We start from the raw sequence: 14,356 nt of genomic DNA, 5'->3' as shown, positions 1-14,356 counted from the left end.
ATGCCGACGCCTTGGCGCCGGAGGTCGGGATCTTTGCGTCCCTGCCGTCGATGCGACAGGCCGCCGTTCCTTTGAATCATTGCAGTGGCGCCCGGCCGCGTCTGCGGCCGGGCGCGCGTCGTCCTAGTACTGGTCTTCGTAACGCTTGGCGAGATCGTCGATGTTCTCCGGCGGCCAATCGGTGACTTCCATGCCGAGATGCAGCCCCATCGAGGCGAGCACTTCCTTGATCTCGTTCAGCGACTTGCGGCCGAAATTCGGCGTCCGCAACATCTCCGCTTCGGTCTTCTGGATCAAATCGCCGATATAGACGATGTTGTCGTTCTTCAGGCAATTGGCCGAGCGAACCGAAAGCTCCAACTCGTCGACCTTCTTCAGCAGCGCCGGATTGAAGGCCAGTTCGGCCATCTGCTCCTCGGCGGCCCCGGCCGCGCCGCGCTGGTCACGCTGCGGCTCTTCGAAGTTGACGAAGACAGACAGCTGATCCTGGAGAATGCGCGCGGCATAGGCCACCGCGTCCTCACCGGTGATCGAGCCGTCGGTCTCGATCTGCATGGTCAGCTTGTCCTTGTTGAGGTCCTGCCCCTCGCGGGTGGCCTCGACCTTGTAGGACACCTTCTTGACCGGCGAAAACAGCGAGTCGACCGGGATCAGGCCGATCGGCGCATCTTCCGCCCGATTCTGGTCGGCAGGAACATAACCCTTGCCGGTGTTGACCGTAAATTCCATGCGGATTTCCGCGCCCTCGTCGAGGGTGCAGATCTCATGCTCGGGATTGAGAACCTCGATATCGCCTACCGTCTGGATGTCGCCAGCGCGTACGACGCCAGGGCCCTGCTTGCGCACGACCATGCGCTTCGGTCCCTCGCCCTGCATACCGATGCAGATTTCCTTGATGTTGAGGACGATGTCCGTGACATCCTCCCGCACGCCCGGGATCGACGAAAACTCGTGCAATACGCCGTCGATCTGGACCGCGGTGATCGCCGCTCCCTGGAGCGCCGAGAGCAGGACGCGGCGCAGCGCGTTGCCGAGGGTAAGCCCGAAGCCGCGCTCAAGCGGCTCTGCCGTCAGCGATGCCTTGACACGGCTGCCGCCGCTCTTGAACACCACCTGGTTGGGCTTGGTAAGGTCTTGCCAGTTGCTAGCAATCATGACGGATGCCTTTCAGTTTCCTCGCCACCATCCAATCGTGGCGATAGGTCTGATAACGGAGGGTGAAACCCCTCCTGTCGGCCGCACGCCGCCCCCTAAAAGGACGCGGCGGAAAGCATCAAACGCGGCGCTTCTTGCGCGGACGCACGCCGTTATGCGGGATCGGCGTCACGTCCCGAATCGACGTGATCGTGAAGCCGGCTGCCTGCAGTGCGCGCAACGCGGACTCGCGCCCGGAACCTGGTCCGCACACCTCGACCTCGAGGGTCCGCATGCCGTGCTCCTGCGCCTTCTTGGCAGCGTCTTCCGCGGCAACCTGCGCGGCGAACGGCGTCGACTTGCGCGAGCCCTTGAAGCCCTGAGCGCCAGCCGACGACCAGGCAATCGCGTTGCCCTGCGCGTCGGTGATCGTGATCAGCGTGTTGTTGAAGGTCGAACTCACATGGGCGACGCCCGAAATGATGTTCTTGCGCTCGCGGCGACGAACGCGTTGTGCTTCCTTGGCCATTTAATAAGTCCTGTTTGATATCCACACCGCCGTAATGCCGGCGGCTACACCAACAGCGCGCCCAGAGGGCGCGCCGTGTAAAAATTACTTCTTCTTGCCTGCGATCGCCTTCGCGGGACCCTTGCGGGTACGGGCGTTGGTATGGGTCCGCTGACCGCGAACCGGCAGGCTGCGACGATGCCGCAGGCCGCGATAGCAGCCAAGGTCCATCAGACGCTTGATGTTCATCGCCGTCTCGCGGCGCAGATCGCCCTCGACCTGATAGTCGCGGTCGATGATCTCGCGAATCTGCAGCACTTCACCGTCGGTCAGATCATTGACCCGGCGCTCATCGCCGAGATTGACCTTCTGCACGATCTCCTTGGCGAAGGTCGAACCGATGCCATGGATGTACTGCAGCGCGATGACGACGCGCTTGTTGCTCGGGATGTTGACGCCAGCGATACGGGCCACGTCGATACTCCTAGATTTAGATGGGCAGGGAGCCCGTCTCATGCAAGATGAGAGCCCTACGGCCGAAAACGACCGAAGCTGGCCCTCGAACGAAGGCCTGCGCCGATCGCAAAGGATTCGCGAATAGGCGCAGGCTATAGAGCAACGGGGCTTGACAAGTCAACCGCCCGCTTGTCCAGCGCGATACCCGCCTGATGCGGGTTCGGCGCTGAGAACGGTTTCGATACTCGCGGTCACGACATCGATCGGCTGCATGCCATCGACCCCGCGCAGCGTACCTTTGCAGTGATAGTAGCCGACGAGCGGCGAGGTATCTCTGTAATAGGAGCGAAGGCGCGTCCGCATCGTTTCCGCGTTGTCGTCCGGACGGCGCTTGAACTCGGTGGACCCGCAAACATCGCAGACCCCCGCGACCTTCGGCTGCTTGTCTTCGTCGTGATAGACCGCGCCACAGTTGGCGCAGGAAAAACGGCCCGAAACCCGCTTCACCAGAATGTCGTCATCGACCTTGATTTCGACGACGTGGTCGAGCGCGAGACCCTTGTTCTCGAGCATCGCCTCGACCGCATCCGCCTGATTCAGCGTGCGCGGATAGCCGTCGAGAATGAAACCATTGGCGCAGTCGACCTGATCGATCCGTTCGGACACGATCGCATTGACGATATCGTCCGACACCAGATTCCCGGCATCCATGACGGCCTTCGCCTTCAGGCCGATTTCACTCTGGGCGGTGACGGCCGCCCGCAACATGTCCCCGGTCGAAAGCTGCGGAATCCCGTGCCGCTCGATCAACCTCTGTGCCTGGGTGCCCTTCCCGGCTCCCGGTGGCCCGAGCAGTATGAGTCTCATCTGGCTCCCCGTCTCCCACCTCTGAGCTTCGACTTCTTGACGAGGCCCTCGTACTGGTGCGCCAGAAGATGCCCCTGCACCTGAGCGACCGTATCCATCGTCACGCTAACCACAATCAGCAGCGACGTACCGCCCAGATAGAACGGCACCCCCACGGCCGAAATCAGGAATTCCGGCAAGAGACAGATAAGAACGAGATAGATCGCTCCCACCACCGTGATGCGCGTCAGCACGTAGTCGATATACTCCGCCGTTCGCTCACCCGGCCGAATGCCTGGGACGAAACCGCCATGCTTCTTCAGATTGTCGGCCGTGTCCTTCGGATTGAAGACGACCGCCGTATAGAAGAAGGCGAAGAACGCGATCAAGCTGCCATAGAGAAACATGTGCAGCGGCTGTCCGTTGCCGAGGGACGCGATGATGGTCGTCGCCCAGCCCGGCAGAGCCGACGTGTCGGAAAAATTCGCCATCGTCACCGGCAGCAGCAGCAGCGACGACGCGAAGATCGGCGGAATGACGCCTGCAGTGTTCAGTTTCAATGGCAGGTGCGACGTGTCGCCCTGGAACATGCGGTTGCCGACCTGGCGCTTCGGATACTGAATCAAAAGCCGGCGCTGCGCCCGCTCGAAAAACACGATCACGGCGATCGATACCACCGCGACCAGGATCACGAGGAGAATGATCGCCGTCGACAGCGCCCCGGTCCGGCCGAGCTCCAGGAGGTTGGCGATCGCGGACGGGAGATTGGCGACGATTCCGGCGAAGATGATCAGCGAAATACCGTTGCCGATGCCGCGCGCGGTGATCTGCTCACCGAGCCACATCAGGAACATGGTGCCGCCGACCAGCGTAATGACCGCGGAAATCTGAAAGAATGTGCCAGGGTCGACGACGATCCCCGGCTGCGTCTGCAACCCGACGGCGATGCCATACGCCTGCACGGTCGCCAACAGCACCGTGCCGTAGCGCGTGTACTGGTTGATGATCTTGCGGCCCTGCTCGCCTTCCTTCTTCAGCTGCTCCAACGACGGAATGACCGACGTCATCAGCTGAATGATGATCGAGGCGGAGATATACGGCATGATGCCGAGGGCAAAGATCGCCATTCGCCCGACCGCACCGCCGGAGAACATGTTGAACATGCCCAAAATGCCGGTCGACTGCTGCTGAAACGCCTGCGCCAACGCGTCCGGATTGATGCCCGGCATCGGGATATAGGTCCCGAGGCGATAAACAAGCAGTGCGCCAAGAGTGAACCAGATGCGCTTCTTGAGATCCTCGGCCTTGGCGAAGGCCGAGAAGTTCAAGTTAGCGGCGAGTTGTTCCGCAGCCGATGCCATGTCGAACTTGTCTCCGGGTTGTCCCGCGGGTCAGCAGAAAGACGGTCACGCGCGGTCCGCTTCACTCGAGCGGGGAGAGCAAATCTCTCCCCCCGAGGAAGCACGAGAGATAAACGGCGAGGAAGGCGTGTGCAAGAAGGGCGATTAAGCCCCCGCACCCGCCGTCGTCACCGAACCGCCCGCTTTCTCGACCTTTTCAACCGCCGACTTCGACGCACCGTTGACCGTGATAGAAACCTTCGCCGAGAGATCGCCGTCGCCCAGGAGGCGGATGCCGTCCTTGGAACGGCGCACCACGCCCGCCGCCTTCAACGCGGCGAGATCGATCATGCCCTTGGCGTCCAGCTTGCCGGCGTCGATCGCCTGCTGGATGCGGCCAACTGAGACCACGTTGAAGCTCTTGGCAAAAATATTCGTGAAGCCACGCTTCGGCAGGCGCCGGAAGAGCGGCATCTGACCGCCTTCGAACCCGTTGATGGCGACGCCGGACCGGGACTTCTGACCCTTGACGCCTCGACCACCGGTCTTGCCGCGTCCCGAGCCGATTCCACGACCGACGCGCTGGCGCAAGTGGGTGGCGCCGTCCTTGTCGGAAATCTCGTTAAGTTTCATTTTGTTTCTCCTGGAACTTCGATCCCGGCAACGCGATGCGATGCGTGCGGTCGAGGTTCTGGCAAAGGGATTTGGCTCGTCGCTCGCGCGAAGCTCGTCGCTCCGCGGCGCTCGTCAAGCCTCTTCGACCACACGCACGAGGTGAGCGACCTTGGCGATCATGCCGCGCACCGCGGGAGTATCCTCCAGCGTGCGGCGACGGTGCATCTTGTTCAAGCCAAGACCGACCAGCGTCTGGCGCTGAGCACCAGGGCGGCGGACCGGGCTGCCGGTCTGCTCGACCGTGACCGTGGACCCTGCGGATTTCTTTTCGGCCATCGATTGGCTCCTTCAGTCAAAGCGCGAGAACCTCGAAGGAGGTGCTCGCTTCCAATCAATCTTCGGCCGCCTGAGCGCCGATGACTTCCCGGCGGCGGGCCTGAAGGGTCGAATATTTGATACCCCGACGCGACGCGACATCCTTGGGATGGGTGGCGTTCCGGAGCCCGTCGAAGGTGGCGCGAACCATGTTGTAGGGGTTCGACGATCCCAGCGACTTGGCGACCACGTCATGCATGCCGACCGCCTCGAAGACGGCGCGCATCGGGCCACCGGCGATGATGCCGGTACCGGCCTCGGCGGCGCGCAGGATGACCTTGCCGGCGCCGTGGCGGCCGGTGACGTCATGATGCAGCGTCCGGCCATCGCGCAGTGGCACGAAGATCAGATCGCGCTTGGCGGCTTCCGTCGCCTTGCGGATCGCTTCCGGCACTTCGCGCGCCTTGCCGTGGCCGAAGCCGACGCGGCCCTTCAGATCGCCGACGACGACGAGCGCGGCAAAACCGAATCTGCGGCCGCCCTTCACCACCTTGGCGACGCGGTTGATGTGAACGAGCTTGTCGACGAAACCGTCATCGCGGTCGTCACGTCTGTCGTTACGAGGCGCCATATCCTGTTCCTTATTCTTTTCCGGAGGCGTCTTTTGAAAAGACGGCCGCATTAAGCGGCCGCCGAACGGTCATACGATCCGCCCCAACGAAAACGTCCGGGCGAACCGAGCAGGCCTCAGAAGTTGAGACCGCCCTCGCGCGCCGACTCGGCCAGCGCCTTCACGCGGCCATGATAGACGAACGAGCCGCGATCGAACACGACATCGCTCACCCCGGCTTCCTTCGCGCGGTCGGCGACAAGCTTGCCGACGGCAGCAGCCGCGGCGGTGTCCGCGCCGGTCTTCAGCTCCGAACGCAGCGACGGCTCGAGCGTCGAGGCCGAAGCGAGCGTACGGCCCGCCGCGTCGTCGATGATCTGCGCGTAGATGTTCTTCGAAGAGCGGTGGACGGACAGTCGCGGACGACCGTTCGCCACCTTCTTCAGCGAGCGGCGGATGCGCGAAGCCCGGCGTCGCAGGTTTGCCTTCAAGGTAGCCATAACGAGCCCTACTTCTTCTTGCCTTCTTTGCGAACGATCGTCTCGTTCGCGTATTTCACGCCCTTGCCCTTGTAGGGCTCTGGGCCGCGATAGCCGCGGATTTCAGCCGCGACCTGGCCGACCTGCTGCCGGTCGATACCCGAGATGACGATTTCCGTCGGCTTGGGCACAACAATCTGGATGCCTTCCGGCACCGGATAGAGCACGTCGTGCGAAAAGCCCAGAGCCAACTGGAGATTCTTGCCCTGAAGCGACGCGCGATAGCCAACACCGTTGATTTCGAGCTTCTTTTCGAAGCCCGTCTTCACGCCATTGAGGATGTTCGCGATCATTGTCCGCGACATGCCCCATTTGGAGCGCGCATCCTTGGAATTGTCGCGCGGATCGACTGCCACAGCGCCGTCCTCCATCTTGACCAGCACTTCTTCATTGACGACGAAGGACAGTTCGCCCTTCGGCCCCTTAGCCTTGACCGTCTGCCCCTCGACGGAGGCGGTGACGCCCTCGGGCACGGCGATCGGCTTCTTACCAATACGAGACATTTCGATACCCTGTCCGTTCGTTGCGGGTCGAGGCTGCCGCGTCAGAAGACGCGACAGAGCACCTCGCCGCCGACATTCTGTTCGCGGGCGCTGTGATCGGCCATAACGCCCTTCGGAGTCGAAAGGACGGAGATGCCGAGACCATTGGCGACCTGCGGGATGGTCTTCGCCGAAACGTAGACCCGACGACCGGGCTTGGAAACGCGAGCGATCTCGCGAATGACCGGGCCATTGTCGTAATATTTCAGCTCGATTTCGAAGTCGGACTTGCCGTTCTCGAATTCGGTCTGGGTGTAGCCGCGAATGTAGCCCTCGTCCTTCAGGACATCGAGGACTCGACCGCGCAGTTTCGACGCCGGCGTAGAAACCGTCGTCTTGTTGCGCATGATCGCGTTACGGATGCGGGTCAGCATATCGCCGAGCGGATCAGACAGTGACATGTCGCTACCTCCTTACCAGCTCGACTTCACGATACCGGGGATCTGGCCATTGTTGCCAAGTTCCCGGAGCGCGATGCGGCTCATTTTCAGCTTGCGATAATAGGCGCGCGGACGGCCCGTCACCTCGCAACGATTGCGGATACGTACCTTCGAGCCGTTGCGCGGAAGTTCCGCGAGCTGGAGCTGCGCCTGAAAACGCTCCTCCATGGGAGCGTCGGCATTCTTGGTGATCGCCTTCAGAGCGGCGCGCTTGGCGGCGTATTTCGCCACCAGCTTGATGCGCCGGTTGTTCTGCTCGATCATGCCCTTTTTGGCCATTGTCTCGTCCTTTGCTCGTCTGCCGTTACTGGCGGAAGGGGAAGTTGAACGCCTTCAAAAGCGCTCGGGCTTCCTCGTCGGTCTTCGCCGTCGTACAGACGATGATGTCCATGCCCCACATCTGATCGACCTTGTCGTAGTTGATCTCGGGGAACACGATGTGCTCCTTGACGCCCATCGCGAAATTGCCGCGACCGTCAAAGCTCTTCGGGTTCAGGCCGCGAAAATCACGAACGCGCGGCAGCGCGATCTGGATCAGCCGATCCATGAACTCGTACATTTTATCCTTGCGAAGCGTGACCTTCGCGCCGATCGGCATGCCCTCGCGGACTTTGAATCCGGCAATCGAGTTGCGGGCATGCGTGATGATCGGCTTCTGACCGGCAATCCTTGCCAGGTCCTCGGCCGCCACCGTCGGCTTCTTGGAATCGGCGGTAGCTTCGCCGACGCCCATGTTGATCACGATCTTGTCGACGCGAGGGATCTGCATCTCGTTCTTGTACGAGAACTCTTCCTGCATCGCCTTGCGGACCTCTTCGCGATAGACGCGCTTGAGACGCGGCACGTAAGCGGTTTCCGTATCAGCCATTGATCTGCTCTCCCGAGCGCTTCGCGACACGCACCTTGGTGCCGTCGTCGAGGGTCTTGAAGCCCACGCGCGTCGCCTTGCCGTCCTTCGGGTCAGCGACCGCGATGTTCGACAATTGGATCGGGGCTTCCTTGGTGATGATGCCGGCTTCCTGGGAAGCGGACTGGCGTTGATGGCGCTTGATCATATTGACCCCGCGCACCAGTGCCCGCCCCTCTTTCGGCATCATCTGAATCACTTCACCCGACCGGCCCTTGTCCTTGCCGGCGAGCACGACGACATTGTCGCCCTTGCGGATCTTCTGCATCGTCCGCTCTCCTCTTAAAGAACTTCGGGGGCCAGGGAGACGATCTTCATGTGGCTCTTGGCGCGAAGCTCGCGCGGAACCGGTCCGAAGATACGCGTGCCAAGCGGCTCTTTCTTGTTGTCGATGATGACGGCGGCGTTCCGGTCGAACCGGATGACCGAGCCGTCGGCGCGGCGGATGTCCTTGGCGGTACGCACCACCACGGCCTTCATCACATCGCCCTTTTTCACGCGGCCGCGCGGAATGGCCTCCTTGACGGAAACGACAATGATGTCGCCCACCGAGGCATATTTCCGCTTCGAGCCGCCCAGCACCTTGATGCACATGACACGACGGGCGCCGGAATTATCCGCGACGTCGAGGTTTGTTTGCATCTGAATCATGTCAGGCCGCCTTCAAAACTTGCTGCCGGGACGTGCCGAACCGCACTGTCCCGGCCAATCCATCAACTGGCTGCTGCCACGCCGTTCGAAACGACGATCCAGCTCTTGTCCTTCGAGATCGGCCGGGTCTCCTCGATGGAGACCATATCGCCGACCTTGCACTGGTTGTTCTCGTCGTGCGCCTTGTACTTCTTCGACCGGCGCACGGTCTTTTTGAACAGCGGATGGGTGAAGCGACGCTCCACCAGCACGACCACCGTCTTTTCGTTCTTATCGGAGACCACTGTCCCCTGCAGGATGCGTTTCGGCATATTTCCGTCCTCAGGCCTTGGCCTCGCCCGCCTTATGGCGAGAAATCGTCTTGATGCGCGCGATATCGCGGCGCACCTGGCGCACGCGGGCGGTATTCTCGAGCTGACCCGTGGCACGCTGGAAGCGCAGATTGAACTGCTCCTTCTTCAGCTTGCCGAGCTCATCGGTGAGTTCGTCCTGGGTCATCGCTTTGACGTCGGAAGCTTTCACTTCAAACTCTCCTTACTCGGCAATGCGCTGGATAAAGCGCGTGCGGATCGGCAGCTTTGCCGCACCGAGGCGAAGTGCCTCGCGGGCAGTCACTTCATCGACCCCGTCGATCTCGAAGACCACGCGGCCAGGATGAACGCGCGCCGCCCAATAGTCGACGGAGCCCTTACCCTTACCCATGCGGACTTCAGTAGGCTTCGAGGTCACCGGCAGATCCGGGAAAATCCGGATCCACACGCGCCCCTGGCGCTTCATCTGTCGGGTGATCGCGCGGCGAGCCGCCTCGATCTGGCGAGCGGTCACCCGCTCCGGTTCCATCGCCTTCAGGCCGAAGGCACCGAAGTTGAGGCCGGTTCCGCCCTTTGCGGTACCATGAATGCGTCCCTTGAACGCCTTCCGGTACTTAGTGCGCTTTGGCTGCAGCATCTTAGTTCACTCCGAATTCTGAACGCTCAGGCGTGTTCGCGGCGACGACCGCCACCTTGACTGTCGCCCTCGATCTGCCGGCGTTCGGACGCCATTGGATCGTGCTCGAGAATCTCGCCCTTGAAGATCCAGACCTTGACGCCGCAAATGCCATAGGCAGTCTTCGCCTCGGCGGTGCCATAGTCGATGTCGGCGCGCAGCGTGTGCAACGGCACACGGCCTTCGCGATACCACTCCGTCCGCGCGATTTCCGCGCCACCGAGACGGCCACCGCAATTGATGCGGATGCCCTCGGCGCCGAGGCGCATCGCCGACTGGACGGCGCGCTTCATGGCGCGGCGGAACGCCACGCGGCGCTCCAGCTGCTGGGCGATCGACTGCGCGACCAGGGTCGCATCCGTCTCGGGCTTGCGCACCTCGACGATGTTGATGTGCGTCTCGGCGTTGGTCATCGAGGCGAGCTTCTTGCGAAGCTTCTCGATGTCCGCGCCCTTCTTGCCGATGACGATGCCCGGACGCGCCGAATGGATCGTGATCCGGCACTTCTTGTGCGGACGCTCGATGACAATCTTGGAGATCGCGGCCTGCTTCAGCTCTTCGAGCAGATAGCGGCGGATCTTCAGATCCTCGTGGAGCAACTGGCCATATTCGCCGGTGTTGGCGAACCAACGCGAATCCCAGGTGCGGTTGATGCCGAGCCGAAAGCCGGTCGGATTGATTTTCTGACCCATTACGCGGCCTCCTCGAGTTCGGCGATCTCGCGCACGACGATCGTCAGATGCGAGAACGGCTTCTCGACCCGGCTCGCCCGACCGCGACCGCGGGCATGGAAACGCTTCATCGTGATCGACTTGCCCACATAGGCCTCGGCGACGATCAGCGAATCGACGTCGAGATCATGATTGTTCTCGGCGTTGGCGATGGCGCTTTCCAGCGTCTTCTTTACCGTCTCGGCGATCCGCTTGCGCGAGAAGGTCAGGTCTGCCAACGCGGCGCCGACCTTCTTGCCGCGGATCAGCTGCGCGACGAGATTGAGCTTCTGCGGGCTGACACGGATCGTCCGGGCAACAGCCTTCGCCTCGTTATCCTTCAGCCGACGTTCGGCTTTGGCCTTGCCCATCGTTATTTCCTCTTCGCCTTCTTGTCGGCGCCGTGGCCATAATAGGTCCGGGTTGGAGCGAACTCGCCGAACTTGTGCCCGACCATGTCCTCGTTCACCGACACGGGAATGTGCTTGGACCCATTGTAGACGCCGAAGGTCTGGCCGACGAACTGCGGCAGGATCGTCGAACGACGGCTCCAGATCTTGATCACATCGTTGCGGCCGCTCGCGCGCCCCTTCTCGGCTTTCTTGAGAAGGTAGCCATCGACGAACGGACCCTTCCAGACGGAACGTGTCATGAAAAAATCCTCTTACTTCTTACGCTGATGACGCGAGCGCATGATGAACTTGTCGGTCGCCTTGTTCTGGCGGGTCCGCTTGCCCTTCGTCGGCTTGCCCCAGGGCGATACCGGATGGCGTCCACCGGATGTCCGGCCTTCACCACCGCCATGCGGGTGGTCGACCGGGTTCATGGCGACACCGCGGACATGCGGACGACGACCCAGCCAGCGCGAACGACCAGCCTTGCCGAGGTTGATGTTCGAATGATCCGGGTTGGACACCGCGCCGACCGTGGCGAAACACGACGACGGCACCAGCCGTTGCTCGCCCGAATTCAGGCGAAGGATCGCAAGGCCGGAGTCGCGGCCGACGAGCTGAGCGTAAGACCCGGCGGAGCGCGCGATCTGACCGCCCTTTTCCGGCTTCATCTCGACATTGTGGACGATGGTTCCGACCGGCATCGCCGACAGCGGCATCGCGTTGCCCGGCTTGACGTCGACGCCCGTGAGCCCAGCAATCACCTTGTCGCCCGCGGCAAGCCGCTGCGGCGCCAGGATGTAGGCGACCTGCCCGTCCTCATACTTGACCAGCGCGATGAACGCGGTGCGGTTTGGATCATACTCGATCCGCTCGACCGTCGCCCACATGTCGAGCTTGCGGCGCTTGAAGTCGATCATGCGGTAGGTCCGCTTATGACCACCACCTTGATAGCGCGCGGTTACCCGACCCGTGTTGTTGCGTCCGCCCTTTTGAGTCAGCCCCTGGGTGAGCTGCTTGACAGGCTTGCCCTTCCACAGACCCGAGCGATCGACGATGACCAGCTGGCGCTGGCTCGGCGTGTTCGGTTTGAAATTCTTTAGTGCCATTGCCTAAGCTCCTCCGGTCCCGATCAAAGACCGGTCGAGACGTCGATGGACTGGCCTTCGGCCAGCGTCACGACGGCTTTTTTCTGATCGCTCTGGCGGCCGATACGGCCACGGAAGCGCTTGACCTTGCCCTTGCGGACCAGCGTGTTGACGGCGGTGACCTTCACCCCGAACAGCGCCTCGACAGCCGCCTTGATGTCCGGCTTGGTCGCGGTGCGCGGCACGTTGAAGACAACCTGGTTGGATTCCGAAAGAAGCGTCGACTTCTCGGTGATCACCGGGCTCGTGATGACGTCGTAATGGCGAAGATCGCTCACTTGAACCGCTCCTCCAGAGCCTCGACCGCAGCCTTAGACAGAACCAGCGTCTGGCGGCGGAGAATGTCGTAGACGTTAATGCCCTGGATCGGCAGCACGTCGATATTCGGAATGTTGCGGGCCGAGCGCGAGAAATTCGTGTCCAGCTCGGCGCCGCCGATGATCAGTGCGTTGGAAAGGCCGAGACCGGCGAAGCTCTTGATCATCGCCTTGGTCTTGGCTTCCGACGACTTCAGCTCGTCGACGACGATGAGGCCGCCCGATTTCGCCTTGGCCGAAAGCGCATGCTTGAGTGCCAGCGCCCGGACCTTCTTGGGAAGGTCATGAGCATGGCTGCGCGAGGTCGGGCCATGGGCCTTGCCGCCGCCGCGGAACTGCGGCGCGCGCGCCGAGCCGTGACGAGCCCGACCCGTGCCCTTCTGGCGATACAGCTTGGCACCGGTGCGCGCGATGTCCGCGCGTCCGAGCGTCTGATGCGTACCCTGCTGGCGCTTGGCCAACTGCCAGCGAACCATTCGCTGCAGGATGTCCTCGCGTGGCTCGAGACCGAAGATCTCGTCCGCCAGCGTAACCGTGCCAGCGTCCTTGCCATCGAGGCTCTTGATCGTAATGTCCATTATTCCGCTCCCTCGGAAGCGTCCGCGGTTTCCGCGGCGGCGCCATCGTTGGCGGCCGAACGCAGCGCGGCCGGCTTCGGCGCGTTGTCGGGCAGCGAAGCCTTGACGGCATCGCGAATTTCGATCCAGCCGCCCTTCGAACCCGGAACCGCGCCTCGGATCAGGATCAGGCCCTTGTCGAGATCGGTGCGCACCACTTCGAGATTCTGCGTGGTGACGCGAACCTGTCCCATGTGCCCGGCCATCTTCTTGTTCTTGAAGACCTTGCCCGGATCCTGACGCTGACCGGTCGAACCATGCGAACGGTGCGAGACCGAGACGCCGTGGGTGGCGCGCAGTCCGCCGAAATTATGACGCTTCATCGCGCCGGCAAAACCCTTACCGATCGAGGTTCCGGTCACGTCGACCATCTGCCCCGGAACGAAATGCTCGGCCGTAATCTCGGCGCCGACGTCGATCATGTTGTCGTCCGAAACGCGAAACTCGACGAGCTTGCGCTTCGGCTCGACCGAAGCCTGGGCGAACACGCCACGCATAGGCTTCGTCGTATTCTTGACCTTGGCGAGGCCAGCGCCGACCTGAACGGCGGTGTAGCCGTTCTTTTCCTTGGTCCGCTGAGCGACGACCTGGAGGTTTTCGACCTTCAGAACGGTAACCGGAACATGCTCGCCGACGTCATTGTAGACGCGGGTCATGCCGACCTTCTGGGCTATCACACCTGAACGCATGGGCGTTATCCTTCCCGTGCTCGGATCAGAGCTTGATCTCGACATCTACGCCAGCGGCGAGGTCGAGTTTCATGAGCGCGTCGACCGTCTGCGGCGTCGGATCGACAATGTCGAGGAGCCGCTTGTGGGTGCGCATTTCGAACTGCTCGCGCGACTTCTTGTCGATGTGCGGCGAGCGGTTGACGGTGAACTTTTCGATCCGCGTCGGCAGCGGGATCGGACCCCGCACGTTCGCGCCGGTACGCTTGGCGGTCGACACGATCTCCCGGGTCGACGCATCGAGAACCCGGTGATCGAACGCCTTGAGGCGGATACGGATATTCTGGCCGTTCATTTCATTCGTCCTCTCGTCGGAGACCACCGGCGCGGCGGCGCTTTCCGAGCGCTTGTCTTCTCAAAGCAGCCAACGTGGCGCGAGGCATGCCCCGCTCGCCCCTTCGGGCAAAGAACCGGGCGCGTCACTCAATCGTGCCGCAACGCGCCCGCTTGTCGCGTATCTTATTCGACGATGCTGGCGACGATGCCGGCCCCGACGGTGCGGCCGCCTTCACGGATGGCGAAGCGCAGCTTCTCTTCCATCGCGATCGGCACGA

At 62.1% G+C, this 14,356-nt stretch carries 26 protein-coding genes and 1 pseudogene; all 27 read right to left on the bottom strand.

Annotated features, from left to right (window positions below; all coding sequences use genetic code 11):
* Window positions 1-123 precede the first annotated feature (123 nt).
* A complete protein-coding gene (locus VQ044_RS16150; protein WP_327648140.1) occupies window positions 124-1,155 on the bottom strand; it encodes a DNA-directed RNA polymerase subunit alpha in 1,032 nt (343 codons plus the stop codon).
* Between the two features lie 118 nt (window positions 1,156-1,273).
* Entirely contained in the window at window positions 1,274-1,663 is a 390-nt protein-coding gene (rpsK, locus tag VQ044_RS16145) for a 30S ribosomal protein S11 (protein WP_327625603.1), read from the bottom strand.
* A gap of 84 nt (window positions 1,664-1,747) precedes the next feature.
* Window positions 1,748-2,116, bottom strand: a complete 369-nt coding sequence (gene rpsM / locus VQ044_RS16140) for a 30S ribosomal protein S13 (RefSeq protein WP_206454016.1) — start codon at window positions 2,114-2,116, stop codon at window positions 1,748-1,750.
* A 159-nt stretch (window positions 2,117-2,275) separates the two neighbouring features.
* Window positions 2,276-2,965 carry an adenylate kinase gene (locus VQ044_RS16135; protein WP_327648139.1) on the bottom strand — a complete coding sequence of 230 codons (690 nt, stop codon included), beginning with the start codon at window positions 2,963-2,965 and terminating at the stop codon, window positions 2,276-2,278.
* Entirely contained in the window at window positions 2,962-4,305 is a 1,344-nt protein-coding gene (gene secY, locus VQ044_RS16130; RefSeq protein WP_327648138.1) for a preprotein translocase subunit SecY, read from the bottom strand. Before secY ends, VQ044_RS16135 begins: the two co-directional genes overlap by 4 nt.
* Before the next feature lie 144 nt (window positions 4,306-4,449).
* On the bottom strand, window positions 4,450-4,917 hold the full coding sequence (gene rplO / locus VQ044_RS16125) for a 50S ribosomal protein L15 (RefSeq protein WP_327625606.1): 468 nt from the start codon (window positions 4,915-4,917) through the stop codon (window positions 4,450-4,452).
* Between the two features lie 114 nt (window positions 4,918-5,031).
* A complete protein-coding gene (gene rpmD / locus VQ044_RS16120; protein WP_327625607.1) occupies window positions 5,032-5,235 on the bottom strand; it encodes a 50S ribosomal protein L30 in 204 nt (67 codons plus the stop codon).
* Window positions 5,236-5,290: 55 nt separating this feature from the next.
* Window positions 5,291-5,845 (bottom strand): 30S ribosomal protein S5, encoded by a 555-nt coding sequence (gene rpsE, locus VQ044_RS16115; protein ID WP_327625608.1) that lies wholly within the window; start codon window positions 5,843-5,845, stop codon window positions 5,291-5,293.
* Between the two features lie 116 nt (window positions 5,846-5,961).
* Window positions 5,962-6,324 carry a 50S ribosomal protein L18 gene (gene rplR, locus VQ044_RS16110; protein WP_327625609.1) on the bottom strand — a complete coding sequence of 121 codons (363 nt, stop codon included), beginning with the start codon at window positions 6,322-6,324 and terminating at the stop codon, window positions 5,962-5,964.
* An 8-nt stretch (window positions 6,325-6,332) separates the two neighbouring features.
* Window positions 6,333-6,866, bottom strand: a complete 534-nt coding sequence (gene rplF / locus VQ044_RS16105) for a 50S ribosomal protein L6 (protein WP_327648136.1) — start codon at window positions 6,864-6,866, stop codon at window positions 6,333-6,335.
* A gap of 41 nt (window positions 6,867-6,907) precedes the next feature.
* On the bottom strand, window positions 6,908-7,306 hold the full coding sequence (gene rpsH / locus VQ044_RS16100; protein ID WP_206454008.1) for a 30S ribosomal protein S8: 399 nt from the start codon (window positions 7,304-7,306) through the stop codon (window positions 6,908-6,910).
* A gap of 12 nt (window positions 7,307-7,318) precedes the next feature.
* A complete protein-coding gene (rpsN, locus tag VQ044_RS16095; RefSeq protein WP_327625611.1) occupies window positions 7,319-7,624 on the bottom strand; it encodes a 30S ribosomal protein S14 in 306 nt (101 codons plus the stop codon).
* A gap of 25 nt (window positions 7,625-7,649) precedes the next feature.
* Window positions 7,650-8,213: a 50S ribosomal protein L5 gene (gene rplE / locus VQ044_RS16090; RefSeq protein WP_327625612.1), complete on the bottom strand. Its 564-nt coding sequence runs from the start codon at window positions 8,211-8,213 to the stop codon at window positions 7,650-7,652.
* Entirely contained in the window at window positions 8,206-8,520 is a 315-nt protein-coding gene (rplX, locus tag VQ044_RS16085) for a 50S ribosomal protein L24 (protein ID WP_206454005.1), read from the bottom strand. Before rplX ends, rplE begins: the two co-directional genes overlap by 8 nt.
* Before the next feature lie 14 nt (window positions 8,521-8,534).
* Window positions 8,535-8,903, bottom strand: coding sequence for a 50S ribosomal protein L14 (gene rplN / locus VQ044_RS16080; protein WP_206454004.1), 369 nt, complete (start codon window positions 8,901-8,903; stop codon window positions 8,535-8,537).
* A 62-nt stretch (window positions 8,904-8,965) separates the two neighbouring features.
* A complete protein-coding gene (rpsQ, locus tag VQ044_RS16075; RefSeq protein ID WP_206454003.1) occupies window positions 8,966-9,214 on the bottom strand; it encodes a 30S ribosomal protein S17 in 249 nt (82 codons plus the stop codon).
* Window positions 9,215-9,224: 10 nt separating this feature from the next.
* Window positions 9,225-9,425, bottom strand: a complete 201-nt coding sequence (rpmC, locus tag VQ044_RS16070; RefSeq protein WP_206454002.1) for a 50S ribosomal protein L29 — start codon at window positions 9,423-9,425, stop codon at window positions 9,225-9,227.
* Between the two features lie 12 nt (window positions 9,426-9,437).
* Entirely contained in the window at window positions 9,438-9,851 is a 414-nt protein-coding gene (rplP, locus tag VQ044_RS16065) for a 50S ribosomal protein L16 (RefSeq protein ID WP_206454001.1), read from the bottom strand.
* 26 nt (window positions 9,852-9,877) lie between these two features.
* On the bottom strand, window positions 9,878-10,582 hold the full coding sequence (gene rpsC / locus VQ044_RS16060; protein WP_327648134.1) for a 30S ribosomal protein S3: 705 nt from the start codon (window positions 10,580-10,582) through the stop codon (window positions 9,878-9,880).
* The gene (gene rplV / locus VQ044_RS16055; protein ID WP_327625613.1) at window positions 10,582-10,971 is read right to left on the bottom strand and encodes a 50S ribosomal protein L22; all 390 of its coding nucleotides are present in this window, start codon (window positions 10,969-10,971) and stop codon (window positions 10,582-10,584) included. The genes rpsC and rplV overlap by 1 nt, the downstream gene beginning before the upstream one ends.
* Window positions 10,972-10,973: 2 nt before the next feature.
* Entirely contained in the window at window positions 10,974-11,252 is a 279-nt protein-coding gene (gene rpsS / locus VQ044_RS16050) for a 30S ribosomal protein S19 (RefSeq protein WP_206453998.1), read from the bottom strand.
* A gap of 12 nt (window positions 11,253-11,264) precedes the next feature.
* A complete protein-coding gene (rplB, locus tag VQ044_RS16045; RefSeq protein ID WP_327625615.1) occupies window positions 11,265-12,101 on the bottom strand; it encodes a 50S ribosomal protein L2 in 837 nt (278 codons plus the stop codon).
* Window positions 12,102-12,124: 23 nt separating this feature from the next.
* Window positions 12,125-12,418 (bottom strand): 50S ribosomal protein L23, encoded by a 294-nt coding sequence (locus VQ044_RS16040; RefSeq protein ID WP_253965826.1) that lies wholly within the window; start codon window positions 12,416-12,418, stop codon window positions 12,125-12,127.
* The gene (rplD, locus tag VQ044_RS16035; protein ID WP_327648133.1) at window positions 12,415-13,035 is read right to left on the bottom strand and encodes a 50S ribosomal protein L4; all 621 of its coding nucleotides are present in this window, start codon (window positions 13,033-13,035) and stop codon (window positions 12,415-12,417) included. The genes VQ044_RS16040 and rplD overlap by 4 nt, the downstream gene beginning before the upstream one ends.
* Complete coding sequence (rplC, locus tag VQ044_RS16030) at window positions 13,035-13,763, bottom strand: 50S ribosomal protein L3 (protein WP_327625617.1); 729 nt, start codon at window positions 13,761-13,763, stop codon at window positions 13,035-13,037. The genes rplD and rplC overlap by 1 nt, the downstream gene beginning before the upstream one ends.
* A 25-nt stretch (window positions 13,764-13,788) precedes the next feature.
* Entirely contained in the window at window positions 13,789-14,097 is a 309-nt protein-coding gene (rpsJ, locus tag VQ044_RS16025; RefSeq protein WP_007066362.1) for a 30S ribosomal protein S10, read from the bottom strand.
* Between the two features lie 164 nt (window positions 14,098-14,261).
* Window positions 14,262-14,356 (bottom strand): annotated as a pseudogene (locus VQ044_RS16020) (elongation factor Tu); the annotation flags it as partial.

Origin of the sequence: Aurantimonas sp. C2-5-R2, from assembly GCF_036549495.1 — a bacterium.
Taxonomy (GTDB): domain Bacteria; phylum Pseudomonadota; class Alphaproteobacteria; order Rhizobiales; family Rhizobiaceae; genus Aurantimonas; species Aurantimonas coralicida_A.
This window is presented reverse-complemented; position numbering and strand designations above follow the sequence as displayed.